General features: G+C 58.8%; 24 protein-coding genes and 2 pseudogenes. 18 read left to right on the top strand and 8 right to left on the bottom strand.

The genetic code is table 11. The features are described 5' to 3' along the window. Positions 1-299: 299 nt before the first annotated feature. Positions 300-881, bottom strand: coding sequence for a hemerythrin domain-containing protein (locus AC2FME_RS17070; protein WP_496686997.1), 582 nt, complete (start codon positions 879-881; stop codon positions 300-302). A gap of 478 nt (positions 882-1,359) precedes the next feature. On the opposite strand from AC2FME_RS17070, the gene AC2FME_RS17065 reads away from it, so the two are divergent. The 9 genes from AC2FME_RS17065 to AC2FME_RS17025 all read left to right on the top strand — a co-directional run bounded on the left by AC2FME_RS17065 (position 1,360) and on the right by AC2FME_RS17025 (position 10,414). Next, a complete protein-coding gene (locus AC2FME_RS17065; RefSeq protein WP_496686996.1) occupies positions 1,360-2,487 on the top strand; it encodes an MHYT domain-containing protein in 1,128 nt (375 codons plus the stop codon). A gap of 107 nt (positions 2,488-2,594) precedes the next feature. Continuing rightward, a complete protein-coding gene (locus AC2FME_RS17060; protein WP_496684433.1) occupies positions 2,595-3,449 on the top strand; it encodes an FAD binding domain-containing protein in 855 nt (284 codons plus the stop codon). A 12-nt stretch (positions 3,450-3,461) separates the two neighbouring features. Further along, positions 3,462-3,956, top strand: a complete 495-nt coding sequence (locus AC2FME_RS17055) for a 2Fe-2S iron-sulfur cluster-binding protein (RefSeq protein WP_490361285.1) — start codon at positions 3,462-3,464, stop codon at positions 3,954-3,956. Continuing rightward, positions 3,953-6,370, top strand: a complete 2,418-nt coding sequence (locus tag AC2FME_RS17050) for an aerobic carbon-monoxide dehydrogenase large subunit (protein ID WP_496684424.1) — start codon at positions 3,953-3,955, stop codon at positions 6,368-6,370. The genes AC2FME_RS17055 and AC2FME_RS17050 overlap by 4 nt, the downstream gene beginning before the upstream one ends. 45 nt (positions 6,371-6,415) lie before the next feature. Continuing rightward, the gene (locus tag AC2FME_RS17045) at positions 6,416-7,291 is read left to right on the top strand and encodes an AAA family ATPase (protein WP_496686994.1); all 876 of its coding nucleotides are present in this window, start codon (positions 6,416-6,418) and stop codon (positions 7,289-7,291) included. Beyond that, complete coding sequence (locus AC2FME_RS17040; RefSeq protein ID WP_496801066.1) at positions 7,288-8,475, top strand: vWA domain-containing protein; 1,188 nt, start codon at positions 7,288-7,290, stop codon at positions 8,473-8,475. The genes AC2FME_RS17045 and AC2FME_RS17040 overlap by 4 nt, the downstream gene beginning before the upstream one ends. Continuing rightward, positions 8,472-9,254 (top strand): XdhC family protein, encoded by a 783-nt coding sequence (locus tag AC2FME_RS17035; protein ID WP_496686992.1) that lies wholly within the window; start codon positions 8,472-8,474, stop codon positions 9,252-9,254. The genes AC2FME_RS17040 and AC2FME_RS17035 overlap by 4 nt, the downstream gene beginning before the upstream one ends. Then, complete coding sequence (locus tag AC2FME_RS17030) at positions 9,247-9,855, top strand: nucleotidyltransferase family protein (RefSeq protein WP_496795832.1); 609 nt, start codon at positions 9,247-9,249, stop codon at positions 9,853-9,855. Before AC2FME_RS17035 ends, AC2FME_RS17030 begins: the two co-directional genes overlap by 8 nt. Positions 9,856-9,964: 109 nt before the next feature. Beyond that, a complete protein-coding gene (locus AC2FME_RS17025) occupies positions 9,965-10,414 on the top strand; it encodes an SRPBCC family protein (protein WP_496684409.1) in 450 nt (149 codons plus the stop codon). A gap of 212 nt (positions 10,415-10,626) precedes the next feature. On the opposite strand, the pseudogene AC2FME_RS17020 reads toward AC2FME_RS17025, so the two are convergent. Beyond that, positions 10,627-11,289: pseudogene (locus AC2FME_RS17020) on the bottom strand (IS6 family transposase). A 200-nt stretch (positions 11,290-11,489) separates the two neighbouring features. Further along, positions 11,490-11,714 (bottom strand): hypothetical protein, encoded by a 225-nt coding sequence (locus AC2FME_RS17015; protein ID WP_496683478.1) that lies wholly within the window; start codon positions 11,712-11,714, stop codon positions 11,490-11,492. 227 nt (positions 11,715-11,941) lie between these two features. Between AC2FME_RS17015 and AC2FME_RS17010 the strand changes: the two genes are divergently transcribed. Then, positions 11,942-12,442, top strand: a complete 501-nt coding sequence (locus tag AC2FME_RS17010) for a Dps family protein (protein WP_496710960.1) — start codon at positions 11,942-11,944, stop codon at positions 12,440-12,442. A 44-nt stretch (positions 12,443-12,486) separates the two neighbouring features. Further along, a complete protein-coding gene (locus tag AC2FME_RS17005; RefSeq protein WP_496683480.1) occupies positions 12,487-12,771 on the top strand; it encodes a sll1863 family stress response protein in 285 nt (94 codons plus the stop codon). A 23-nt stretch (positions 12,772-12,794) separates the two neighbouring features. On the opposite strand, the gene AC2FME_RS17000 is transcribed toward AC2FME_RS17005, so the two are convergent. From AC2FME_RS17000 to AC2FME_RS16990, 3 genes are read right to left on the bottom strand one after another with little or no spacing between them, the layout of a single operon-like run. Next, positions 12,795-13,037: a hypothetical protein gene (locus tag AC2FME_RS17000; RefSeq protein WP_496801065.1), complete on the bottom strand. Its 243-nt coding sequence runs from the start codon at positions 13,035-13,037 to the stop codon at positions 12,795-12,797. Positions 13,038-13,081: 44 nt separating this feature from the next. After that, entirely contained in the window at positions 13,082-13,486 is a 405-nt protein-coding gene (locus AC2FME_RS16995) for a DUF2254 family protein (protein WP_496801067.1), read from the bottom strand. Beyond that, positions 13,486-13,680 carry a hypothetical protein gene (locus AC2FME_RS16990; RefSeq protein ID WP_496801064.1) on the bottom strand — a complete coding sequence of 65 codons (195 nt, stop codon included), beginning with the start codon at positions 13,678-13,680 and terminating at the stop codon, positions 13,486-13,488. The genes AC2FME_RS16995 and AC2FME_RS16990 overlap by 1 nt, the downstream gene beginning before the upstream one ends. A gap of 474 nt (positions 13,681-14,154) precedes the next feature. Here AC2FME_RS16990 and AC2FME_RS16985 point away from each other — a divergent pair, with 474 nt between their 5' ends. The 3 genes from AC2FME_RS16985 to argE are packed head-to-tail and all read left to right on the top strand — an operon-like array spanning position 14,155 to position 17,893. Then, positions 14,155-15,528 carry an aminotransferase class III-fold pyridoxal phosphate-dependent enzyme gene (locus AC2FME_RS16985; protein WP_490361958.1) on the top strand — a complete coding sequence of 458 codons (1,374 nt, stop codon included), beginning with the start codon at positions 14,155-14,157 and terminating at the stop codon, positions 15,526-15,528. Between the two features lie 10 nt (positions 15,529-15,538). Then, positions 15,539-16,723, top strand: a complete 1,185-nt coding sequence (locus AC2FME_RS16980; RefSeq protein WP_496801063.1) for a M24 family metallopeptidase — start codon at positions 15,539-15,541, stop codon at positions 16,721-16,723. 3 nt (positions 16,724-16,726) lie between these two features. Then, entirely contained in the window at positions 16,727-17,893 is a 1,167-nt protein-coding gene (argE, locus tag AC2FME_RS16975; RefSeq protein WP_496801062.1) for an acetylornithine deacetylase, read from the top strand. 80 nt (positions 17,894-17,973) lie between these two features. Here argE and AC2FME_RS16970 read toward each other — a convergent pair whose 3' ends face one another. Further along, positions 17,974-18,450, bottom strand: a complete 477-nt coding sequence (locus AC2FME_RS16970; protein ID WP_496742701.1) for a MarR family winged helix-turn-helix transcriptional regulator — start codon at positions 18,448-18,450, stop codon at positions 17,974-17,976. Between the two features lie 212 nt (positions 18,451-18,662). Here AC2FME_RS16970 and ectA point away from each other — a divergent pair, with 212 nt between their 5' ends. The 4 genes from ectA (at position 18,663) to AC2FME_RS16950 (ending at position 22,412) form a co-directional block, all read left to right on the top strand. Next, on the top strand, positions 18,663-19,193 hold the full coding sequence (gene ectA, locus AC2FME_RS16965) for a diaminobutyrate acetyltransferase (protein ID WP_496801061.1): 531 nt from the start codon (positions 18,663-18,665) through the stop codon (positions 19,191-19,193). 63 nt (positions 19,194-19,256) lie between these two features. After that, complete coding sequence (gene ectB / locus AC2FME_RS16960) at positions 19,257-20,546, top strand: diaminobutyrate--2-oxoglutarate transaminase (RefSeq protein WP_496801060.1); 1,290 nt, start codon at positions 19,257-19,259, stop codon at positions 20,544-20,546. Between the two features lie 4 nt (positions 20,547-20,550). Next, a complete protein-coding gene (locus AC2FME_RS16955) occupies positions 20,551-20,943 on the top strand; it encodes an ectoine synthase (protein WP_496683493.1) in 393 nt (130 codons plus the stop codon). Positions 20,944-20,975: 32 nt separating this feature from the next. After that, on the top strand, positions 20,976-22,412 hold the full coding sequence (locus AC2FME_RS16950) for an aspartate kinase (protein ID WP_496801059.1): 1,437 nt from the start codon (positions 20,976-20,978) through the stop codon (positions 22,410-22,412). 176 nt (positions 22,413-22,588) lie between these two features. Here the strand turns inward: AC2FME_RS16950 and AC2FME_RS16945 are convergent. Then, positions 22,589-23,294: pseudogene (locus AC2FME_RS16945) on the bottom strand (IS6 family transposase). Positions 23,295-23,339: the final 45 nt, after the last annotated feature.

Below are 23,339 nucleotides of genomic sequence, written 5' to 3'. Positions count from 1 at the left end.
AAGGCGCGCCATCTGCGCATCCGTCAGCCAGAAAAGATCAGACATGTTCTCCGCTCGGTTTTCGAACCGTGAATCACGCCCCTACGCGGAAATCAATGGGTCCTGACCCTAAACGTTGCTGCGGCGAGAAATGCGTTTTTTTGCTTTTGGCAGGATGCCGCCGAGCGTTTCTGGGCAGGGTCCGCTCTGCACTCGCAACGTTAGCTCACTGATTTTTAAACGCTTTTTTGGGCCGGAGACCGCTTTTCGGTCTAAAGAGTTCTTGATGACGACGATGGTTCGGCGTCTAAAAGGCACCTTTAGATCGCCCCGAGATAGTACCCGATGGCCTCCGCCAATTCGGTTTCTTCGTAGCCGAAATGGGAGCGTACAACCTCTTCCAATTTCCGGAATGTGGCGGCGGTCTTTTTGAAATTTGCATCGGAAGGGTCTTCCGCCAAAGCTTCAGCCGCACGACCGAGGCGGATGATTAACTCGTGGACCACCTCATGTTCTGCCTTCAATTTGGCCACAATCTCGCGGAACCTGTCTCCGCTGGCTGCCTCGATACGTGGAAACATATCAGCGCTTTCAATGTCGTGGTGGAACTTGAGCACCTGGCATTCGCGCCCGCAAAGCGATCCGAATACTCTAAAATTCTCAGCCATGTCGAGTGAAAGCACGATCTGCTTCAGGTGCTCAGGCGGCGTGTCCCCCGCTTCGATCCGGGTCAGGACGGCGCCGATTTGGGCCATCTCCATCAGATAATGTCGGTGGATCGCGGCTAGTTGTTGGCCTCGTTGACGGTGTATTTCTGTCGCGTCCGCCACCGGCGGCGCTTTCGGTCGGGCAGCTTCGTCGAGGCTGAGTTCATCCAGCAACAGGGTCGAAAGGTCAGTCATGATGGATAAGAAAAGCCTTGCTCACGCTGTGTCAAGGGCGTCTGCTTTGGGCTCAGAACGGTCTTTCGGCGCTGCGACCGTCCGAACTGCAGCCCAGCCCCGCAAGCATACATTGACAAAATCGAGACAGCCTATCGGCTTAAGTGGCGTAGCCTGATGCGCCGACATTCGACATTAGGAAGCGGTCTCTCGCGCAATTCGGGCTGACCGTCGGCACGGAGCCCAAAGCGGTCGAGCATCGGTACATCCAGCCGTTGGCACCAGGGTATCCATCCGTGGGCGCACGTTGCGGCGGTTGTTTCGCGCCGGGTACACCTTATAATCCTGAACTCTGGCATGTTGCGTCCTCTTTATGCTCCAGCAAGATCAATGTAACCGCCTCGGCGCCTATGGGTGCCGATTTGCAGTCCCGTGGAACGTGATCGCTCTGTGGCGAACGGCGTTTGCCAAATCGGGATTTCTTGGTCATTCTTAGTGAATGCAGATGCTGGAGTTCAGCCACGACCCAATTCTGGTGGTGATGTCCTGCGCGATGGCAATTGTCGCGGGGTTCACGGGCTTGTCGCTGACCCGAAACATGGCGGCCAAATCGACATCGCAACGCAAGATCGCGATTTCTCTCGCTTCCGTCGCGCTCGGTGGAGGCATCTGGTCGATGCATTTCGTGGCCATGCTCGGTCTGCAAATGCCGATCCCCTATTACTATGATGCGGCCATAACGCTCGCCTCGGCGCTGATTGCCATATTGATCGTCGGCTGTGCACTGATTTTGCTGCATTTCACGGAACGTACGACGCCAATGATATTGGCAGCTGGCGGAATTGTTGGGCTGGGCGTCTTGGTGATGCACTATGTCGGGATGGCCGGGCTGCAACTGTGCAAAGCGGTATACACAGTTCCCGGTGTCGCGTTGTCCTCTGCCATGGCAATTGCCTTGTGCATGCTCGCGGTCTGGGTGGCCTATCAACGACGCACCAATTTGCACATCTTTCTTGCTACCGTCTGTTTTGGGCTGGCGGTCAGTTCCGTGCACTTCCTAGCCATGGCAGGAACAAATTTTGTTGCGGTACCCGTTCCTGGAGATTTTGGCCCGGGTATGAGCAACGAAACGTTGGCCATTGGCGTAGTATTGTCAGGCTTCGTGATTTTTGGTGCCTTTCTTTGGGTGAGCACGACCTATCTAGACGGGCCCGCGCAGCAATCCGAGGCAGCAAATGAAACGACGCAGGAAGCCATGCTGCCGCCCGAGGCGACTTTGCAAATTCCCTGCGAAAGGGAGGGAGCGAAAATCTACGTCGCACCTCAGGATGTCGCATTCGTCCGGGCAGACGGTCATTACACACAGGTCTACACGTGCAAGGATCGCCTGTTCTGCGTCTGGCCGATCACAGAGGCAACAAAGCGCCTTCTGAATGCCGGGTTTGTGCAGACGCACCGCAGCTATCTGGTAAACCCCGAAAAGGTTGCCCGGTTTGAACGCACCAAAGACAAGGGTCGCTGTACCTTCAACGAACCGGAACTCCCGCCCGTCCCGGTCAGCCGGTCCAAGCTGAAGGATATTCAGTCGATCCTCTCGGGTGAACTGGGCGCAACTGGTGCAGCTTAAGGCGCATTTCGTGCAAAAACTGCGAAAATCAGTGGTTTTCTAAAGCCTGCGTATACCGATGGATGCAGGCTTCGCTCCAGCCAGAATATCAAGCAGGGAGGAGCGAGATGATTCCAGCGGCGTTTGAGTATTACCGCCCAAAAGATTTGGATGGGGTAATTGCTCTTCTGGAAGAACACGGGGATGACGCACGCGTCATGGCAGGCGGACACAGCCTGATCCCGATGATGAAACTTCGGATGGCGGACGTGCCCCATCTGATCGATCTGCAAGACGTTGCTGGATTGGGTGGAATCACGGTCGGAACAGACACCATCACCATCGGCGCGATGGTGACCCAAGCCGAAATCATCGACCATACAGATCTTGCAAGCGCAGCACCCATCCTGCGCGAAGCGGCGTTGCAAATAGCAGACCCGCAAGTCCGCTATATGGGCACGGTCGGTGGAAATGTTGCCAACGGCGATCCCGGCAATGATATGCCCGGCCTAATGCAATGCCTCGATGCACAATTCACTTTGGTCGGTGCCGATGGCGAACGCACCGTTGCGGCCCGTGAATTCTATGAGGCTGCCTACATGACCGCTCGGGAAGACGAAGAGGTGTTGACCAGCATTTCGATCCCGGTGCCGCAAGGCGGATATGCCTACGAAAAGCAAAAACGGAAAATCGGTGACTACGCGACCGCCGCTGCGGCCGTGCAGATCGTGAAATCGGGCGGCACATGTGCGTCCGCTGCGATTGCGATGACGAACCTGAGCGACACACCGATCTATTCCGCGGCCGCCGCAGAGGCGCTGGTCGGCACATCTGTGGACGCGGACGCCATCAAGGCCGCCGTCGCCGCCATGATGGAAGACATCGACCCGGCAGAAGACAACCGCGGTCCCGTGGCTTTCAAGAAACATGTGGCCGGCGTCATCCTGACCCGTGCCATCGAACGCGCCTGGTCGCGGGCCTGAGGGGGAACCAGAATGTCAAAGAAAATGCACATCACACTCACGGTCAACGGCAAGGAAGAGGAGTTTCTGGCCGAGCCGCGTGAACTGCTGATTTACACCTTGCGCGAACGCCTGGGGATCACAGGCCCGCATATTGGATGCGAAACCTCGCATTGCGGTGCATGCACAGTGACCATCGACGGCAAATCGGTGAAATCCTGCACAATGTTCGTGGCCCAGGCCGACGGCAAGGATGTTACCACCATCGAAGGCATCGGCACACCAGACAGCCTGCATCCACTGCAGGAGGCCTTCAAGGAACATCACGGTCTGCAGTGCGGATACTGCACCCCGGGCATGATCACACGCGCCACCAAACTTCTGGAAGAAAACCCGAACCCGACCGAAGAGGAAATTCGGTTCGGCATGGCCGGCAATCTCTGCCGCTGCACAGGGTATCAGAACATTGTCAAATCCATCCAAGCCGCCGCGGCCGTGATGAATGCAGCCAAGGAGGCCGCAGAATGAAGGACGAAGTAGAAACCCGCGAAGACCGCGTCGCCAATCTCAAAGGGATGGGCTGCTCGCGCAAGCGCGTCGAGGATGCACGCTTTACGCAGGGCAAAGGCAACTATGTCGACGACATCAAGCTGGACGGCATGCTGTTCGGCGATTTTGTACGTTCACCGTTCGCACATGCGCGCGTGAAATCGATTAACACTGAAGAAGCCCTCAAGGTTAAGGGCGTTCTGGCGGTTCTGACCGCTGCTGATCTCGAGCCGCTGGGCCTGCATTGGATGCCGACGCTGGCTGGTGACAAACAAATGGTGCTGGCCGACGGCAAGGTTCTGTACCAGGGCCAGGAAGTGGCCTTTGTCGTAGCCGAAGACCGCTATGCCGCAGCCGACGGCATCGAAGCAGTTGAGGTCGAATACGAAGAGCTGCCCGTTATTGTCGATCCGTTCGAGTCGCTGAAAACCGATGTGGTTCTGCGCGAAGACCTCGACCCGACGGCAGATGGCGCGCACGGTCCCCGTAAGCATCCCAACCATATCTTCACATGGGAAGCCGGGCAGAAAGAAGCGACCGAGCAGGTCATCGGCGAAGCAGACGTCGTGGCCGAAGAGATGGTGTACTATCACCGGACACACCCGTGTCCGCTTGAAACCTGCGGCTGTGTGGCCTCCATGGACAAGGTCAATGGCAAGCTGACGCTGTGGGGGACCTTCCAAGCACCGCACGCCATCCGGACCGTGGTCAGCCTGATTTCCGGCATTGAAGAGCACAACATCCGTGTCATCTCGCCCGACATTGGCGGCGGTTTTGGCAACAAGGTGGGTGCTTATCCGGGCTATGTCTGCTCGGTCGTGGCCTCAATCGTGACCGGCAAGCCGGTCAAGTGGATCGAAGACCGAATGGACAACCTGATGACCACTGCTTTTGCCCGGGATTACTGGATGCACGGCAAGATCTCGGCCACCAAAGAGGGCAAGATCACCGGTCTGTGGTGCCACACCACGGCGGACCACGGTGGGTTTGACGCCTGCGCGGACCCCACCAAGTTCCCCGCCGGGTTCATGAACATCTGCACCGGGTCCTACGACATCCCGACAGCCTACCTGGCGGTTGACGGTGTCTATACCAACAAGGCACCGGGTGGTGTGGCCTATCGTTGCTCGTTCCGGGTGACCGAGGCGGCTTATTTCATTGAGCGGATGATCGAAGTTCTGGCGATTGAGTTGAACATGGACGCGGCCGAGTTGCGGCGGATCAACTTTATCAAGGCCGATCAGTTCCCCTATCAGTCTGCGCTGGGATGGGAATACGACTCGGGCGATTATCACACCGCCTGGGACAAGGCGCTGGCTGCAGTTGGGTACGAGGATCTGCGTGCCGAACAAGCACAGCGGGTCGAGGACTTCAAGGCCGGAAAAACCCGCAAGCTGTTGGGCATTGGCCTGACACACTTCACGGAAATCGTCGGCGCCGGTCCGGTCAAGAACTGCGATATTTTGGGTCTTGGAATGTTCGACAGTTGTGAAATCCGGATCCACCCGACGGGCTCTGCCATCGCGCGGTTGGGCACCATCTCACAAGGTCAGGGGCATGCCACCACTTTCGCCCAAATCCTGGCCAGCGAGATTGGACTTCCTGCCGACAGCATCACGGTCGAGGAAGGCGACACAGACACCGCACCATATGGTTTGGGGACCTATGGGTCTCGGTCGACGCCTGTGGCTGGTGCGGCAACCGCGATGGCGGGCCGAAAAATCCGGGCCAAGGCCCAGATGATCGCAGCCTATCTGCTGGAAGTTCACGACGATGACGTGGAATTCGACGTGGATCGGTTCGTTGTCAAAGGCGCGCCTGAGCGGTTCAAGACGATGAAAGAAATCGCCTTTGCCGCCTACAATCAGGCGATCCCGGGGATCGAGCCGGGTCTGGAGGCGGTCAGCTATTACGACCCGCCCAACATGACCTATCCGTTCGGTGCCTATATCTGCGTGATGGAAATCGACGTCGATACAGGCGAGCACGAGATCCGGCAGTTCTATGCGCTGGACGATTGCGGGACACGGATCAACCCGATGATCATCGAAGGCCAGGTCCATGGCGGCCTGACCGAGGCGCTGGCCATCGCGATGGGTCAGGAAATCGCCTATGATGACATGGGCAATGTGAAAACCGGAACGCTGATGGACTTCTTCCTGCCCACTGCATGGGAGACGCCACACTACACCACCGACCACACCGTCACCCCCAGCCCGCATCACCCGATCGGCGCCAAGGGTGTGGGCGAAAGCCCCAATGTGGGCGGCGTGCCGGCGTTTTCGAACGCGGTGCATGATGCCTTCCGGGCCTTTGGTCTGCGTCAGAGTCATATGCCCCACGATCACTGGCGGATCTGGAAGACCGCCAATGATCTGGGCCTGCACGGCTAACAAGAGGGGGGAGGTGCCTGGTCACGCGCACCTCCACATCCAACTATGACTTGGACCGATTTACAGGGTGCCCTTGCAGGTGAAGGCTATGTCGCTTCCGACGATCTGGCCGTTGCGCTGCATCTAGCACTGACACTGGGCCGTCCGCTTCTTCTGGAAGGCGCGGCGGGCGTTGGCAAAACTGAGGTTGCGCGCACTCTGGCTGCGTCTCGCAGCACCCGCCTGATCCGGCTACAATGCTATGAAGGCTTGGACGCAGCGCAGGCGATCTATGAATGGAATTACCAGCGCCAGTTGCTGAGCATCCGCGCGGCTGCCGAAGATGGCCAAACCGGCAAAGACGTCGAAGCGCGCATCTTTTCCCGCGACTTTCTGCTGGAACGCCCGCTGCTGGCGGCGCTGACCCAGGATGTTGCGCCGGTTCTGCTGATCGACGAGATCGACCGGGCCGACGAAGAATTCGAAGCCTACCTTCTGGAAATTCTGGCAGACTATCAGGTCTCGATCCCCGAGTTGGGAACCGTTACGGCCACGACACGGCCTATTGTGATCCTGACGTCCAACGGAACGCGCGATCTGTCTGATGCGTTGCGTCGTCGGTGCCTCTATACCCATGTGGAATATCCCGATCGCGCCACGGAGCTGGCGATTTTGAAGGCCCGCTGCCCCGACATCGAAGCGCATCTGGCCAACCAGATCGTGGGCTTTGTGCAATCCCTGCGCAAGGAAGAGCTGGAAAAGACCCCGGGCATCGCAGAAACACTGGATTTTGCCGCGGCACTTATGGGGCTTGGCCTTGCCGATCTGACGGCGGACCCGGCGATTTTGCAATCGACGCTGACCACGCTTCTGAAAACCCAGAGCGATCAGGCCAACATCACTACTGAAGTGGCCCAGCGCATCGCGGGACGCGCGGCGTGAGCCGGGTCACCAAATTCGCCGGGCGCGATCCTGGGCCGGCAGCACGCGTCGCCGGGTTCATGGCGCATCTGCGCGAAAACGGACTGCGCCTAGGCGTGGCCGAAACGGAAACGGCGCTTGCCGCGCTGAACGAAGTCGAAGCTGCCTGTCCAGAAAATGCGCGACGGGCTCTAAAAGCGGTCTGTACCGGGTGCAAAGGCGACGTGGACGCGTTTGACGCGCTTTTCGACAGCTATTGGATGGACGCCGGACACGTCCGGACAAAGGTCATGCCAACCCTCTCGGCCCCCAGCGGTGAGGGCGTGCATTCGTCCAGAGATGCACAGGGCGAGGACACCGGCAGCGCCGGATCCTCGACCGCGCCGGACACCAGCGATGGCGAGGGCGAAGCGGAAAGCGACGGCGAAGGCAAATTGATCGCCACCGAGGTGCGCAACCTGATGCGCAAGGACCTGCGAGACATCGTCCGCCCCGAAGACGTGGCCGAGGCCGAAGGCGTGGCCCGCCGCCTGGGTGCGGCGCTGCGCGATCGCCGTTCCCGCCGCCGCATTGCCGCGCGCAAGGGCGATCGTCTGCATTTCCGCAAGACAATTCGCCGCAGTCTATCGACCGGGGGCGAGCCGCTGAAGCTGTTGCGCAAGCGCCGCCCCGACCGGACCCGCAAGATCGTCGCGCTGTGCGACGTGTCAGGGTCAATGACTGTCTATTCACAGGTGTTTCTGGCCTTTCTGTCAGGGCTTATGCGCGCCGATACGTCTGCGGATGCGTATCTCTTTCACACGCGGCTTGTGCGCATTACCGAGGCCTTGCGGGACAAGGACGCGATGCGCGCCATTGGCCGGATGTCACTGATGGCGGACGGTTTTGGTGGCGGGTCCAAGATCGGGCCATCGCTTTTGCGCTTTGCCGATACCTATGCAAAGCGCTTTGTCGACGGGCGCAGCGTCGTGATGATCCTGTCCGATGGCTACGACACCGCTCCGCCGGACCAGATCGACGCCGCGCTGGCCAAGCTGAAGAAACGGGGCTGCAAGGTCATCTGGCTGAACCCACTGAAGGGATGGGCGGACTATGCCCCCGTTGCCAGCGGAATGGCGGCTGCACTGCCGCATCTGGACGTGTTTGCCCCCGCGAACACGCTCGGGGATCTGGCCGCTTTGGAAGGGGAACTGAGCCGACTATGACACCTGCTGAAATCCTTGACGGAGATCTTGCACAAACCGCAAAGGACCTGCGCGACCGCCAGCAACCGTTCGCGTTTGCCACGATTGTGCGCACAGCCGGGTCAACCGCTGCCAAGCCCGGCGCAAAGGCGCTTCTGAGCGCGGACGGTACCATCGTGCAGGGCTGGTTGGGCGGCGGTTGCACACGCGGTGCAGTCAAAAAGGCCGCGATCGAGGCTCTGCGCAGTGGCGCACCGCAGTTGGTTTCGGTCGCGCCCGAAGAGCTTTTGGCGGAAAAGGGCGTCAGTTCCGGAGAGACCATTGATGGCACCCGATTTGCCCGCAATGGTTGTCCATCACGCGGCAGCATCGACATCTTTATCGAACCCTGCCTGCCCATGCCTTTGCTGACTGTCATCGGTGCCTCGCCCGTTGCCGAAGCCCTGTCAGCGCTCGCGCCCGAGTTTCACTGGTCAGTGGGCTCGGACATTCCCGACAGCCCTGTCGCCGGCCAGAACGTCATCATCATCGCCACACAAGGCCAGGGTGATCTGGCCGCTCTGGAACGCGCATTGCTGTCCAAACCTGCGTATATCGCCTTTGTCGGGAGCAAACGAAAATACGGCGCGCTGTCAGACAAGTTAATCGCGAAAGGCATAGATCAGGCCGACATCCGCGCGGTCAAAGCTCCCGCCGGTTTGGACATCGGAGCTGTCACGCCCGAAGAAATTGCACTCTCCATTCTGGCGGAACTCGTCAAGGTTCGGCGCTCGAACGTGAAACGGGACGACGATGACTGAAACGACGGCAATATTGCTGGCCGCAGGTCTGTCGCGGCGCATGGGTGCGCAAAACAAGCTATTGTTGCCAGTTGATGGCGTCCCGATGATCCGCCATGTCACCCAACAATATCAGGCGGCGATTGATGGCCCCATTCTGGTCGTTCTCGGACACGATGCGAACTTGGTTAAAGAGGCGCTGGACGGCACCGGAGTGGACACCGTTTTCAATGCAGACTTCGCCGCTGGCCAGTTTACCTCGGTCGCGGCGGGCTTGCGGAATGCTGTTGATGCTCAGACGCTGCTGATCGGGCTGGGGGATCAACCTCTGTTGTCCAGCACCGATATCCTCGCATTGCTCACGGCGCATTACTGTGCCGACCCCGACAAGATCTCTTTTCCTGTTCATCAGGGTAACCGCGGCAACCCCTTGGTTGTGCCGCGATCTTTGCGCGCAAGGCTGTTGGAGGATCCAAAGAGCCCAGGCTGCCAAAAGTTCACGCGCGCCAATGCCGATCTGGTTCAGGAACTGCCCCTGCGTACGCCCGGGCTCTTTATCGATATCGACACGCCCGAAGCTTACCAGACCCACTGCCTGCCCATGAAGGAGGTTGCAGCATGAACACTCTAAGCCGTCTTTGGGCAAAAATGACTCGATCCGTCGAACTCACCCCGTGCAGGCCGACCAACAGGCCCGCATAAAATTTCCCTGCTGCTAAGGAAGAAGACACATGGAACTTGCTGACGAAATCAGAATTGACGCTCCCAAGGCCGAGGTCTACGCCGCGTTGAACAATCCGGAAATCCTTAAACAGTGCATTCCAGGCTGCGAAGAATTAATAAAGCATTCAGACACCGAACTTGAAGCCAAGGTTGTGTTGAAGGTCGGACCCGTCAAGGCGCGGTTTAGCGGCAATGTTACGCTGAATACCGACGGCGCGCCGGATGCGTTTTCGCTCACCGGTCAGGGCAATGGCGGAGCGGCGGGTCATGCCAAGGGCGGCGCAGACGTGACTTTGGAAGACCAAGACGGCGCAACCCTTCTCAAATACACTGCCAAAGCAGATGTTGGCGGGAAACTCGCCCAACTGGGCAGCCGACTTATCCAAAGCACTGCCAAGAAACTGGCGGCAAAGTTCTTCAAGTCCTTTGCGGATGTGATGGCTAAAGAGCACACTTGATCAAGCGTCACGCGTCGCAAAGCCGGAAACTGACACATAGCCTCCAGAGCCCAGCTCGCGACGCTGGTATGTTTGGCAAATATTATGATCAAGCAACGGGAAACGTGGGCTTTGGGTTGTAGGTTTCGTACGTCGAATAGTCTTGAACCTAGCCCCGAAGGTGCTGTCAGACGAATGCGAACCAGTCTCAGTTTGCCACGGAAACCGCGAACCTATCCGGAACTAAGTTCACGCCAGTCGCTAAGAGCAGCGGCCCAGTTCAGCTTGAAGGAGTCTCTGCTGGTGAGCGATCTTTCTTGGTTGCAGTGGTTGTAGACGGAGAGATGGACGGCGTCGAACTTCTGTAAACTTCGCATGCGCCTGAAACGTTGCATGGCGCGTTCGCGCCGTCGAAAAGGAAGGTGTGAATTCTCGACTCGGTTGTTAAGCCACCTGCCCGTCTGTTGTTTTTCGAGCGCGCCCATTTCTCTGAACGCAGCCTTGTAGGAAGGGAATCGATCTGTGACGACCTCCTCGGCGCAACCGTGCCGCTTCATCAATTTCTTGAGGAGTTTCATTGCTGCAGCCTTGTTTCGGCGTTTGGTAACGATTGCTTCCTGCACTTCGCCCTCACGATCAACGGCCCGCCAGAGGTAGTTTCTCTTGCCATTCACCTTCATGAAAACCTCGTCCACGTGCCACGTCCATTTGGTGTAGGCTCTCAATTGCTGAACACGCTTTCTTCAGATCTCAGCAGCGAACATAGGGCCAAACCTGTTCCACCAATACCGGACAGTTTCGTGGCTCACGTCGATGCCTCGCTCGTGCAACAAATCTTCGACATTCCGAAACGAGAGCGGGAAACGAATGTACAGCATCACTGCAAGGTGGATGATCTCGGGCTAGATCTTGAAACAGCGAAATGGCGAGCGTTTGGTCATGGCTGGACGCTACAAAATCGCCTTCCCCCCCCCAAGCCGGTTTCCTTTGACAGCACTTCTGATCATGTCGCGAGGCCACGCAACCGCCCTGCCTGCCTCAACCTGAATCCCTCTGACAAGTCCTCTGAAAATGCCCCTCTACCACCACTGACAGGTCAATCGGAATCGTCGACAACGCGAAATTCGCCTGAAGGAATCTCCGTCGGCGGCTCTTCGAATTCATCCGTGTTCAGTCCTCTTCGGATCAGCTCGCGAATGGCAGCTGCGCGCGATGGAAGTCGGTTTTCAAATCGCCAGTCATCAATGACCTTCAGCTCTTCAACATCCAGCATCAGCTGCAGCTTTTCGGTGCGCTTCGGTGGTCGATCTTGATTGGGCATCGTTCCTCGCTCGCTTATGTATCACATCACTCACTCCACATACGTAAGGCAATGAACCTCCTTGACATCAGCTTTTAGGTAAATTTCCGCCTCCAGCGCTAGTCAATCTAGATCAGCAACAAACACAAGAAGCACAAAATACATACATTAAATATATGTTTTTATTTGATTTTTCTCTATCGCAACCCTAGTTTTCGTGAATGACCGAAATAGGGAAAGGGAAAAGAATGACACAGCAAGTTCTGAAAACCGAACCCCAGAACGAAATGCATGATACCGGTATCGACAAGAATGAGTGGATATCAAACGCAGTCACCGAGGTTCTGTGTGACAGCGTTCTGTTGATGATAAAGACGCAAGGGTACCATTGGAACGTGGTCGGCCCCTTGTTCGTACCGATCCACGAATTGACCGAGAGACTGTACCGCGACTTGTTCGAGGCCATCGACGCATTGGCCGAGCGTATTCGAGCCCTGGGTCAGATCGCTCCCTTGTCCGTCACAGACATGGTCAGCCAAGCGCATTTGACCGAAGAAGAAACGATCAGGGACGCGCATGGCATGATGGAACAGTTGATCTACGATAATGAGTCGCTGGCGCGCAGGTTGAGAGAGACTGCTGCTCTTGCATCACGTCACGGCGACGGGGCCACGGAAGATCTCATGAACACTAGAATGGCAAAACACGAAGAGGCGGTATGGATGCTGAAGGCCATCGCGACTGCCTAAAAGAAGTAAGTGTAAAGTTTTTCTTACAGGTGAAGGACAAAGCGATGACCACACGCAAAGAATTCATTCAAGCAGCAAAAGCACAACTGGACCGTTGGGATGCGCAGATCGAGGAACTCGAGGCGCGCTGGAAGAAGGCAGAGGCCGACGCCAAGATGGAATACGAGGATCAATTGAAGAAGATCCGCAGCAAGCGTGGCGAGGCGAAAGAGCAAATCGACAAGGTTCAAAAATCCAGCGACAACGCTTGGGATGATGTCCGGCTCGGATCAGAGAAGGCATGGAAAGAAATTCAAGAGGCGATCCAGAAGGCGGCAACCCGCTTCTGATAGAGCCGGAACGGTTCAGGCGTTCAACGATTGGAGCTAATCCTCGAAGCCATATCCGGGGCCGCGGCAAGAACGCGGTCCCGGTCTTCTTTAAATGCCAAGTCACGATCCGAGAAGGCCAGTGCGCGAGCAGATGCCACGCGGGCAGCCACTGCCACTTCGGTGTCTTGGCTATGCGCCAGTCGTCCCAAAGCCGATTGCTGGAACAGATGAACTTCGAACTTGTCGCCGGCATTCAGTGCGATGGCGTCGAATGCGTCTTTCAACAAACTCGCTGCCGCGATCGGCGGAACGCCAACGTGAGTGCAACTCAATTTCCTGGCGAGGATGTTTCGGAGGTCAAGGGCAACAACAACCGCAGCAGCCGTCCCATGCTGGAAATTGCGGTCGTCGGATCGTTGATCCCTGGTGACAGCGCCCGTTGGGCAATTTCCGAAAGGACCTGGAGACGGAAACGCGGGTCCTGATCGAAGCTGCGCTCTTCTCCGACCAGAAAAGCATTCTTTACCCGTTCCTCATCCAGCTTGCCGGAAGTGCTAGCCAGTGCCTGGTTTTCAGAAACGTATGTGCCCGGGAGCACCATGACCCAGACACGGCCATTCTTGGCAGCGGCACATTCTTCCAGCATTCCGACATCGATGTGCTGAATGTATCCTGACCGGTCCGAGACAACGGCTGTCGCGGAGTTGGGGATGGCGTCACCCATCAGGAACATCACGGCATTGCACGGTGTTGACCTGTCTCCATCGGCAGATTTTCGTCGGGCCCCCATTCGCTCATCGAGTTCTCATAGACAGCCACATGGTCGTGCCCCAATTGATACAGCCAGAAAGCATCAACAGTGGCGAAGATTCCGCCTCCGCAATAGGTGCAATAGGTAATGTGACGCCGGGCTTCATCGGCTTGCACGTCTGCAAAGGCCCTCGCGTCAAGTCGTGGTAAAAGAAATGTGCCATCGTCCTGATTGAGGCATTGTCAGACGACTCGCAGCCGCCCCCCCCTTGCCCACCCTCTTGGGCAACCGGAGGGCACAATAATTTTTTCTGCAAGTAGAAAGGATTACTATAGCGCCGCCGAGATCCACAACCGAACCGACATCAGGCTTTCAGAACGATTTGCTCTGACAAGATCCCGGTTCGAACTACAGCGGTGAAAGAGGCGTCTCAAAGGCGACCGAGCAGACGCTGAAGGGGATGCCAATTTCAATTGCGGCTTGCGCTGTTTCGTGCTTCCATCGCGTCGCCCTGGCAATAAAGGCATTGCGCGCTGCTGTCCGGGTGAGCGGAGCCAGTCTGCTCAGGTTGAACCGTTTCGGTCCAATGCGTGCAAACGGCTCCTTTCATGACAACCGGCGGCGCGCCGCCTGAACACGTAGGGTAAGCCATGCTTCACAATGACCAACTTGAACAGTGGGACCGCGAGAACTTTTTCCACCCATCGACGCATCTGGCGGAATTCGCACGGGGTAACCTGCCGCATCGGGTGGTGACCGGCGGCACCGGCTGCCATATCGAGGACCGCGACGGCAACCGTCTGCTGGATGCCTTTGCCGGGTTGTATTGCGTGAATGTGGGCTATGGCAGACCCGAGATTGCCGAGGCCATTGCCGATCAAGCTCAGGAGCTTGCCTATTACCATGCCTATGTCGGCCACGGGACCGAGGCCTCGATCACCCTGTCCAAAATGATCCTCGACCGCGCGCCCGCGCATATGTCGAAAGTGTATTTCGGCCTGTCCGGTTCGGACGCCAATGAAACCAACATCAAGCTGATCTGGTACTACAACAACATCCTCGGACAGCCTGAGAAAAAGAAGATCATCTCGCGTTGGAGGGGCTATCATGGGTCGGGTCTCATGACCGGCTCGCTTACGGGGCTTGAGCTGTTCCACAACAAGTTCGACCTGCCACTGGCCCAGGTGATCCATACCGAGGCGCCCTACTATTTCCGTCGCCCGGACCCGGCGCAGGACGAAGCCGGGTTCGTTGCCCATTGCGTGGCCGAGCTGGAGGCGCTGATCGATCGCGAACGCCCCGACACGATCGCTGCCTTTGTCGGCGAGCCGGTGCTGGGCACGGGCGGGATCGTTCCACCTCCTGACGGGTACTGGGAAGCCATTCAGGCGGTGCTTGAAAAGCACGACATTCTGCTGGTCGCCGATGAGGTCGTCACCGGATTTGGCCGGCTGGGCACAATGTTCGGCTCCGAGCATTACGGACTGCGCCCGGATCTGATCACGATCGCCAAAGGGCTGACTTCGGCCTATGCACCGCTATCGGGTTCCATCGTATCCGAAAAAATGTGGAAAGTTCTGGAACAGGGCACCGACGAAAACGGCCCGATCGGCCACGGCTGGACCTACTCTGCCCATCCGATTGGCGCGGCGGCCGGGGTTGCCAACCTGAAGCTGCTGGATGACCTCGGTCTGGTCGAAAACGCCGGGACCGTGGGGGCATACCTGAATGCGGCCATGCAGAACGCGTTGGGGGATCATCCCAACGTCGGCGAGGTGCGCGGCGAGGGCATGCTGTGTGCGGTCGAGTTCGTGGCCGACAAGGCAAGCCGTACCTTCCTTGATGCTGATGCAAAGATCGGCCCCCAGATTGCCGCCAAATTGCTGGAGCAGGACAGCATCATTGCCCGCGCCATGCCGCAGGGTGACATTCTGGGCTTTGCGCCACCCTTCTGCCTGACACGGGACGAGGCGGACCGGATCGTCGCAGCTACCGCGCGCGCGGTCCGAGCGGTTTTGGGTTGAGGAGGCGTCCATGTCGCATGCCAACGCACCATTCAGCCAAGCGGAATATCAGCGCCGCTTGGCCAAAACCCGCGCCGCCATGGCGCGGGCGGGATTGGATGCAATCTTTGTCACCGATCCGTCCAACCAGGCCTGGCTCACGGGCTATGACGGCTGGTCCTTCTATGTCCATCAGGGCGTAGTTCTGACGATGGAGGGCGAACCGATCTGGTGGGGGCGCTACATGGACATGATGGGTGGGCGCCGCACCTGCTGGATGCAGCATGACAACATCCTTGGATATGCCGACTATTTCGTTCAATCGACCGACGTCCACCCGATGCAGGATCTCGCGGTCCATTTCAGAGCGCGCGGTTTGGACAAAGCCCGGATCGGCGTCGAGATGGAGAACTACTATTACTCGGCCAAGGCGCATTCGGTTCTGGTCGCAGAACTGCCAGACGCCGAGTTTCAGGACGCCACTGCGCTTGTGAACTGGCAAAGGTTGGTCAAGTCCGACGATGAAATCGCCTTTATCCGCAAGGCGGCGCGGATCACCGACAAGGTGGTCCGAACCGCGATCGACCGCGCCGCACCCGGCGTGCGCAAGAACGACCTTGTGGCCGACATCATGTATGCCGGCATCACCGGGATCAGCGACGACTGGGGCGACTATCCGGCCATCGTTCCGCTGACACCATCCGGCCTTGACGCAACCGCTGCCCATCTGACCTGGAACGGTGCCCCCATGCGCGAGGGCGAGGCAACCTTTTTCGAACTCTCGGGGTGCTACCGCCGCTATCACGCACCGCTGTCGCGAACGGTGTTTCTGGGCCAGCCATCCGATGACATGCTGCGCGCCGAAGAAGCGCAGCTTGAAGGTGTCGCCGCAGGCTTGGAGGCCGCGCGCGCGGGAAACCGCACCTGTGACATCGCCAATGCCTTCATGAGCGTTCTGGAAAAACACGGAATCGAACGGTCGGGGCGCATGGGCTATCCCGTCGGCCTCAGCTACCCGCCCGACTGGGGCGAACGCACGGCTTCGATCCGCAGCGAGGATGAAACGGTTCTGGAGCCGGGCATGGTGTTCCATTTCATGCCGGCGCTCTGGATGGAGAGTTGGGGGTTGGAGACAACCGAAACCATCCTGATCCGGGACACCGGCGCGGCTGAACCGCTGTGCAGCATCGACCGCAAGCTATTCGTAAAGACCTGATCCATGCTTGAAGAAACCAAGCGCATTCTGAGCGACCTGATCGCCTTTCCCTCGGTTTCGGTCGACAGCAATCTGGCGATGATCGGATACATCGCGGATTATCTGGACGGGTGCGGTGCGCAGGTTGAGATCTTTCACGACCCCACCGGCCTGAAGGCCAATCTGTTCGCCACGCTTGGCCCGGATTTCGATGGCGGGCTGGTCATGTCCGGACACTGCGATGTGGTTCCCGTCACAGACCAGGAGTGGTCTTCGGACCCGTTTCAACTGGTTGAACGCGATGGGCGTCTGTACGGGCGCGGAACCTGTGACATGAAGGGACTCGTCGCTGCAACCCTTGCCATGGCGCCGCAATTCGCCCAGACGCCCCGCAAGGCGCCGATCCACTTTGCCTTTACCTACGACGAGGAAACCGGCTGCGTCGGCGCGCAGCACCTGGCGCGCCTTCTGGCCAGGCGTGGACGGCGACCAGCGATGGCCATCATCGGTGAGCCGACGATGATGCGAGTGATCGAAGGCCACAAGGGCTGCTTCGAATACACGACCCGGTTTCAGGGGCTCGAAGGGCACGGATCGGCCCCGGATCTTGGCGTGAATGCCGTGGAATATGTCGTGCGCTATGTGGCGCGACTTCTGGAGTTGCGCGAGCAACTGAAATCCATGGCGCCTGAAGACAGTCGCTTTGATCCGCCCTGGACGACATTGAATGTCGGCGCGCTGCATGGTGGCAGCACGCACAATGTCATCCCGCCAAAGGCGCAGGTCGCGTGGGAAGTGCGGCCGGTTCAGCCCTCGGATGCGGATTTCGTCAAACAGGCGATGGCCGAGTACTGCAACGATACGCTGCTGCCTGCCATGCGGGCGGTGTACCCGGAAGCCCGCATCGAAACCGACATCATCGGCGAGGTTGCCGGGTTGGTCCCGGTTGAGGGCAACGAGGCGAGGCGCCTCTTGTCAAGGCTGACCGGAGCCAATTCGGCAGATCTTGTGCCCTTCGGTACCGAAGCCGGAATCTTTCAACAGCTTGGAATGGACGTGGTGGTCTGCGGCCCCGGCAGCATCGAGCAGGCCCACAAGGCGGATGAGTTTCTTTCCGTCGATCAGTTGTCGAAATGTCTGGAGCTTTTGGAAAAGGTAAATCAGGCCTTCGCGACAGGTGGGGCCGATTGACGACGTTGCCGTCGGCACCCAAAGCCGTGCGCCGAACTAGGGTTCTGACTCCACGCGTCGGGTGCATTGGCAGTCTGGCGCTATGACAAAGTCAGCGATTCACCGGTGTCCAGAACGGGCGCCGCGTCTATATCCTCGGCGTCCAGCATCGCAGCGACACGTTCAAGCGCGGCGATCAATGCGGCCTGTTCCCAATCCTCCAGGGCGTCGAACTTTCTCACGAACCGTTGCTGCAGCGGGTCCGGTGCTTGGGCGATTGCCTGCTTGCCCTTCTCGGTAATCACGATGTTGGTCTGCCGCCGGTCGGTCTGCGACTTTACTCGCTGCACCATGTCATGACGGACCAGCTTGTCGACCAGCGAGGTCACGGTCGCCTGTGAAATGCGCATGCGCTGCGAGATGGCGGTGGCCGTGCATTGGCCGGTCTCGGCCACGATCTGCAGAACCCGGAACTGGGCGGCGGTCAGCCCCACGGATTGGGCCAGTTCCCGCCCGAACAGGTCGGTGGCGCGCAGAATGCGGCGCAAGGCAACAAGGCTGGCATCGATACGGTCCATCACTGATTACTGGCAGAGCCGGCATGAATTTTCAATATCCGGCCCGAGCAATTTTTATTCGAAAATCGAAACACATTCCGCCACTCGACTTGATATTAGCTAGAGAATTTCTGTTTTTCTTCGCCATATTTGTAAATTTTGGAGACTGGGTTGAATTTGGCGATGCGCGCTGTTACTTAGCTTTTCAAAGTAAGAGAAGGGCAGTGAGATCCATGAAGCACACAAGAGAGTTGTTCAAGAAGCCAACCCCTCAGATCCGTCAGCCCGCCGCCGAAGACGGCGTGGCCATCTGGGAACTGGTGCGGGCGTGCAAGCCGCTCGATGAGAACTCGATGTACTGCAACCTGCTTCAATGCGATCACTTCAAGGACACATGCGTGGTGGCCGAGCTGGACGGTGAGATCGTCGGCTGGGTGTCCGCTTATATCCTGCCCTACGACCCCGAAACGGTGTTCGTCTGGCAGGTCGCCGTGGCCGAAAAGGCGCGCGGACTCGGTTTGGGCACGGTGATGCTGAGCGCCCTGCTGCAGCGCGATGCCTGCCGCGATGTGACCAGCCTGCAGACCACCATCACTCGTGACAACGCGGCCTCGTGGGCGCTGTTCCGCAAGTTCTCGAAATCCCGCGATGCGATCCTGAAAAGCCAGCCCTATTTCACCCAGGCCCAGCATTTCAAAGATCGTCACAGCACCGAATTCATGGTCACGATCGACCTGCCTCAGGCCGCGAAACTGGCGGCCTGACCGGGGCGCGACCAGATGTGGCGCCTGCCCCTTTATCCCCTTCCAATCCCAAAAGGACTTGATATGCCGACTGATACGTCAGCCGAAGCAACTGTATTCAAACGTCGTGAATCCAAGGCGCGCAGCTATTGCCGCAGCTTTGACACCATCTTTACCCGGGCGCAGGGGTCCGAACTGACCGACGCCGAGGGCAAAACCTATATCGATTTTCTGTCGGGCTGTTCGTCGCTGAACTACGGCCACAACGACACCGATATGAAGGTCGCGCTGATCGAACACATCACCTCGGACGGTCTGGCCCACGGCCTGGACCTGCACACCGATGCCAAGGCCGAGTTTCTGGAGGCGTTCGAGCGCCATATCCTCAAGCCGCGCGGCATGGATCACAAGGTGATGTTCACCGGCCCGACCGGCGCCAACGCGGTTGAGGCGGCGTTGAAACTGGCGCGCAAGGCGACGGGCCGGAACAATATCATCGCCTTCACCAACGGCTTTCACGGCGTGACGATGGGCGCCTTGGCCACCACCGGAAACGCGTATCACCGCGAAGGCGCAGGCACCACGCTGAACGGCGTGACCCGGATGCCCTATGACGGATTTTTTCCGGGCGATCACGATGCCGCCGATTTCCTCGAGGCCATGCTGAAAGACAGCTCCAGCGGGATCGACGCCCCGGCGGCCATTCTGCTGGAAACCGTTCAGGGCGAAGGCGGCCTGAACGCGGCCAGCCCTGAATGGGTGAAACGCGTGGCGGCGCTGGCCCGGGAACATGGTGCCTTGCTGATCATCGACGATATCCAGGCCGGCTGCGGCCGGACCGGCGGGTTCTTCTCGTTCGAGGACATGGGCATCACCCCCGATATCGTGACGCTGGCAAAATCGGTGTCGGGCTTTGGCCTGCCGATGGCCCTGATGCTGGTGCGACCGGAATACGACCTGTTCGGCCCGGCCGAACACAACGGCACGTTCCGTGGAAACACCCATGCCTTCGTCACCGCCCGCGTGGCGATCGAGAAATTCTGGTCGGATGACACGTTCCGCAAACAGACCGACGCCAAGGCGCGGATCCTGACCTCGGCCCTGGCCGAAGTGGCCGCGCTGGTGCCGGGCGCCCGGCTCAAGGGGCGCGGCATGATGCAGGGCGTCGATGTCCAGTCCGGCGATCTGGCGGCCGATATCTGCAGCCGCGCGTTCGACCGTGGCCTGATAATTGAAACTTCGGGCAGCGAAGATCAGGTGGTCAAGGTGCTGGCACCGCTGACAACCCCCGACGAGACCTTCCGGCGCGGGCTTACGATCCTGCTGGATGCCACGCGGGACGCGATGGAAACCAAGAAAATGGCGGCGGAGTAAGATCATGATTATACGCGATTTCAACGACATCATCCAAAATGACCCCGATCGGGTCGTCTCGGATGCGCAGTGGTCATCGGTGCGGATGCTGCTGGCCCAGGACGGGATGGGATTTTCCTTCCACATCACTTTTCTCGAGGAAGGCTCCGAGCACACGTTCGAATACAAGAACCATTTTGAAAGCGTCTATTGCATGCAGGGATCCGGCTCGATCACGGACGTCGCTACCGGCGAGACCCACCACATCCGGCCTGGCGTCATGTATGCGCTGGACAAACATGACCGTCACATCCTGCGCGCCGACGAAGAGTTGGTCATGGCCTGCGTATTCAACCCGCCGGTCACCGGCAAGGAAGTGCACCGCGAAGACGGCTCTTACGCATTGGAATCCACCTAAAGAGGCCCCGGCGTGCGCCGGGTGAAACATCCGTGACTTTTCCTGAACACACCGTCGAGAAGATCGGCGGAACATCGATGAGCCGTGTCCGCGAACTGCGCGATACGCTGATCATCGGCGACCGCAAGGGCGCGGACTTGTACCGCCGAGTCCTTGTGGTCTCGGCCTTTGGCGGCATCACTAACATGCTGCTCGAACACAAAAAATCGGGCGAGCCGGGCGTCTACGCCCTGTTTGCCAATGACGACAGCGATCACGGCTGGCTGGGCGCGCTGACCCGCGTGGCCGACGCGATGTCCCAGGCCCACAACGCGGTTCTGGACAATCAAGGCGACCGCGCCTTGGCCGAAGATTTCGTGCGCGACCGTATTGAGGGCGCCCGCAGCTGCCTGTTCGACCTGCGGCGCCTGTGCTCGTACGGACATTTCCGCCTGTCCAGCCAGATGATGATCGTGCGCGAGTTGCTGGCCGGGCTGGGCGAGGCGCATTCCGCCTTCGTCACCACGCTGATGCTGCGGCGCGCCGGAGTGAATGCGCGGTTCGTCGATCTCAGCGGCTGGCGCGACGAAACCGAATATTCGCTGGAAGAACGGATTTCGCGCGCCCTGGCCGATGTGGACCTGAGCCGCGAGCTGCCCATCGTCACCGGCTACGCGCAATGCCGCGAAGGGTTGATGCGCGAGTATGACCGGGGGTATTCCGAGGTTACGTTCTCAAACATCGCGGCTCTGACCAAGGCGACCGAGGCGATCATCCACAAGGAGTTCCACCTGTCCTCGGCCGACCCGGCCCTCGTGGGGGCGGACGCCGTGCGCAAGCTGGGGCACACGAACTACGATGTCGCCGACCAGCTGTCGAATATGGGTATGGAAGCCATCCACCCCAACGCTGCAAAGATCCTGCGCCAATCCAATGTCGCCTTGCGCGTCACCAACGCGTTCGACCCGTCCGATCCCGGCACGCTGATCGACGATCAGCCCGCCCAGCGACCGGCGGTCGAGATCATCACCGGCCTAGATGTTGTGGCGCTGGAGCTGTTCGAGCAGGACATGGTGGGCGTCAAAGGCTATGACAGCGCCGCACTCGAGGCGTTGAAACGCCACAAGGTGCGCATTGCGTCGAAAACCTCGAACGCCAACACGATCACGCATTACGTCGAAGCTTCGCTGAAGACGGTGCGGCGGGTGATCGCCGACATGGAACGCGCCTTCCCGTCGGCCGACATCAATGCCCGCTCGGTCGCGATCGTATCGGCGATCGGGCGCGATCTGTCCGGGCTTGGCTGTTTCAGCGCCGGGTTGCGGGCGCTAGAGGACGCAGGCATCGACGTGATCGCCGCGCACCAGACAACGCGCAATGTCGACATTCAGTTCGTCGTGCCCCGGGATACCGTCGAAGATGCGATCAAGGCGCTTCATTCCAACTTGATCGGATCAACTGAAACCACCAAACTTGATGAAGCCGCATGAGGGGTGCTGCCAGACCAATTCGAACTCGTATCTACGAGGGCAGGATGGCTGTTCCTTGTTCAACGCAGAGACCGCGCCGCTCGGCGAGGGCAGCAGCGCGGTTCAGCCTGAAATTTGGTCTTGGGTGGTGTCAGACAAATTCTAACTCGTTTCTACAAGGGCAGGATCGCTGCCCCTTATTCAGCACAGAGACAGCGCCACTCGGCAATTGCGCCGGCGCGGTTCAGCTTGAAATTTGTTCTGGAGTAGAGGCTGCGCTCCAAGTTGAACAGGTTGTAGACCGAAGCGTAGACAGATGCGAATTTCTGCAAACTTCGCATCCGCCGGAAGCGCAACATCGCCCGCTCTCGCCGTCGGAAGGGCAGGTGTGAATGCTCGGCACGGTTGTTCAACCAACGACCGGTTTTTTTGGAGAAGGCCAGCACCGATTTCCTTCAAGGCAGCGCCGTAGGATCTGAGCCGATCGGTAACGATGGTCTCGGGTCGGCCGTGCTTGCGCATTGCTTTCTTGAGAAATTTCAGCGCTGCCTTTTTGTCACGCCTCTTCGAAACGAAGCTTTCCCGAACCTCGCCCTCATGATCTACGGCCCGCCAAAGGTAGTGCCCTTCGCCGTTAATCTTCACTAACATCCCGTCAAGATGCCAGCGCCACTTGCTTGAACACATGCCCTCGATCCAGCGCTTCCGGATTTCGGCAGCGAACAATGGCCCGAACCGATGCCACCAGAACCGCACAGCTTCGTGGCTCACGTCGATGCCGCGTTCATGCGGCAGATCCTCGACGTTGCGCAACGAAAGAAGAAACCGAACGTACAGCTTGACCGCTAGGCGGATTATCTCGGGGCTGGTCTTAAAGTACTTGAAAGGAGAGCGTTTAGTCATTGACGGAAGCTACAAACCCGCCCTGCCCGTCTCAAGCAGATTTGT

This window comes from Ruegeria sp. BHSC026 (assembly GCF_059613065.1).
Note: the sequence above shows the minus strand (reverse complement) of the source record. Positions and strands in the feature narration are given on the sequence as shown.

Excerpts from the sequence above, each read along its gene's own strand:
- AC2FME_RS17070 (WP_496686997.1), bottom strand. The coding sequence starts at position 881 with ATGACTGACCTTTCGACCCTGTTGCTGGATGAACTCAGCCTCGACGAA.
- AC2FME_RS17065 (WP_496686996.1), top strand. The coding sequence starts at position 1,360 with ATGCAGATGCTGGAGTTCAGCCACGACCCAATTCTGGTGGTGATGTCC.
- AC2FME_RS17060 (WP_496684433.1), top strand. The coding sequence starts at position 2,595 with ATGATTCCAGCGGCGTTTGAGTATTACCGCCCAAAAGATTTGGATGGG.
- AC2FME_RS17055 (WP_490361285.1), top strand. The coding sequence starts at position 3,462 with ATGTCAAAGAAAATGCACATCACACTCACGGTCAACGGCAAGGAAGAG.
- AC2FME_RS17050 (WP_496684424.1), top strand. The coding sequence starts at position 3,953 with ATGAAGGACGAAGTAGAAACCCGCGAAGACCGCGTCGCCAATCTCAAA.
- AC2FME_RS17045 (WP_496686994.1), top strand. The coding sequence starts at position 6,416 with ATGACTTGGACCGATTTACAGGGTGCCCTTGCAGGTGAAGGCTATGTC.
- AC2FME_RS17035 (WP_496686992.1), top strand. The coding sequence starts at position 8,472 with ATGACACCTGCTGAAATCCTTGACGGAGATCTTGCACAAACCGCAAAG.
- AC2FME_RS17030 (WP_496795832.1), top strand. The coding sequence starts at position 9,247 with ATGACTGAAACGACGGCAATATTGCTGGCCGCAGGTCTGTCGCGGCGC.
- AC2FME_RS17025 (WP_496684409.1), top strand. The coding sequence starts at position 9,965 with ATGGAACTTGCTGACGAAATCAGAATTGACGCTCCCAAGGCCGAGGTC.
- AC2FME_RS17015 (WP_496683478.1), bottom strand. The coding sequence starts at position 11,714 with ATGCCCAATCAAGATCGACCACCGAAGCGCACCGAAAAGCTGCAGCTG.
- AC2FME_RS17010 (WP_496710960.1), top strand. The coding sequence starts at position 11,942 with ATGACACAGCAAGTTCTGAAAACCGAACCCCAGAACGAAATGCATGAT.
- AC2FME_RS17005 (WP_496683480.1), top strand. The coding sequence starts at position 12,487 with ATGACCACACGCAAAGAATTCATTCAAGCAGCAAAAGCACAACTGGAC.
- AC2FME_RS16995 (WP_496801067.1), bottom strand. The coding sequence starts at position 13,486 with ATGTTCCTGATGGGTGACGCCATCCCCAACTCCGCGACAGCCGTTGTC.
- AC2FME_RS16985 (WP_490361958.1), top strand. The coding sequence starts at position 14,155 with ATGCTTCACAATGACCAACTTGAACAGTGGGACCGCGAGAACTTTTTC.
- AC2FME_RS16980 (WP_496801063.1), top strand. The coding sequence starts at position 15,539 with ATGTCGCATGCCAACGCACCATTCAGCCAAGCGGAATATCAGCGCCGC.
- argE (WP_496801062.1), top strand. The coding sequence starts at position 16,727 with ATGCTTGAAGAAACCAAGCGCATTCTGAGCGACCTGATCGCCTTTCCC.
- AC2FME_RS16970 (WP_496742701.1), bottom strand. The coding sequence starts at position 18,450 with ATGGACCGTATCGATGCCAGCCTTGTTGCCTTGCGCCGCATTCTGCGC.
- ectA (WP_496801061.1), top strand. The coding sequence starts at position 18,663 with ATGAAGCACACAAGAGAGTTGTTCAAGAAGCCAACCCCTCAGATCCGT.
- ectB (WP_496801060.1), top strand. The coding sequence starts at position 19,257 with ATGCCGACTGATACGTCAGCCGAAGCAACTGTATTCAAACGTCGTGAA.
- AC2FME_RS16955 (WP_496683493.1), top strand. The coding sequence starts at position 20,551 with ATGATTATACGCGATTTCAACGACATCATCCAAAATGACCCCGATCGG.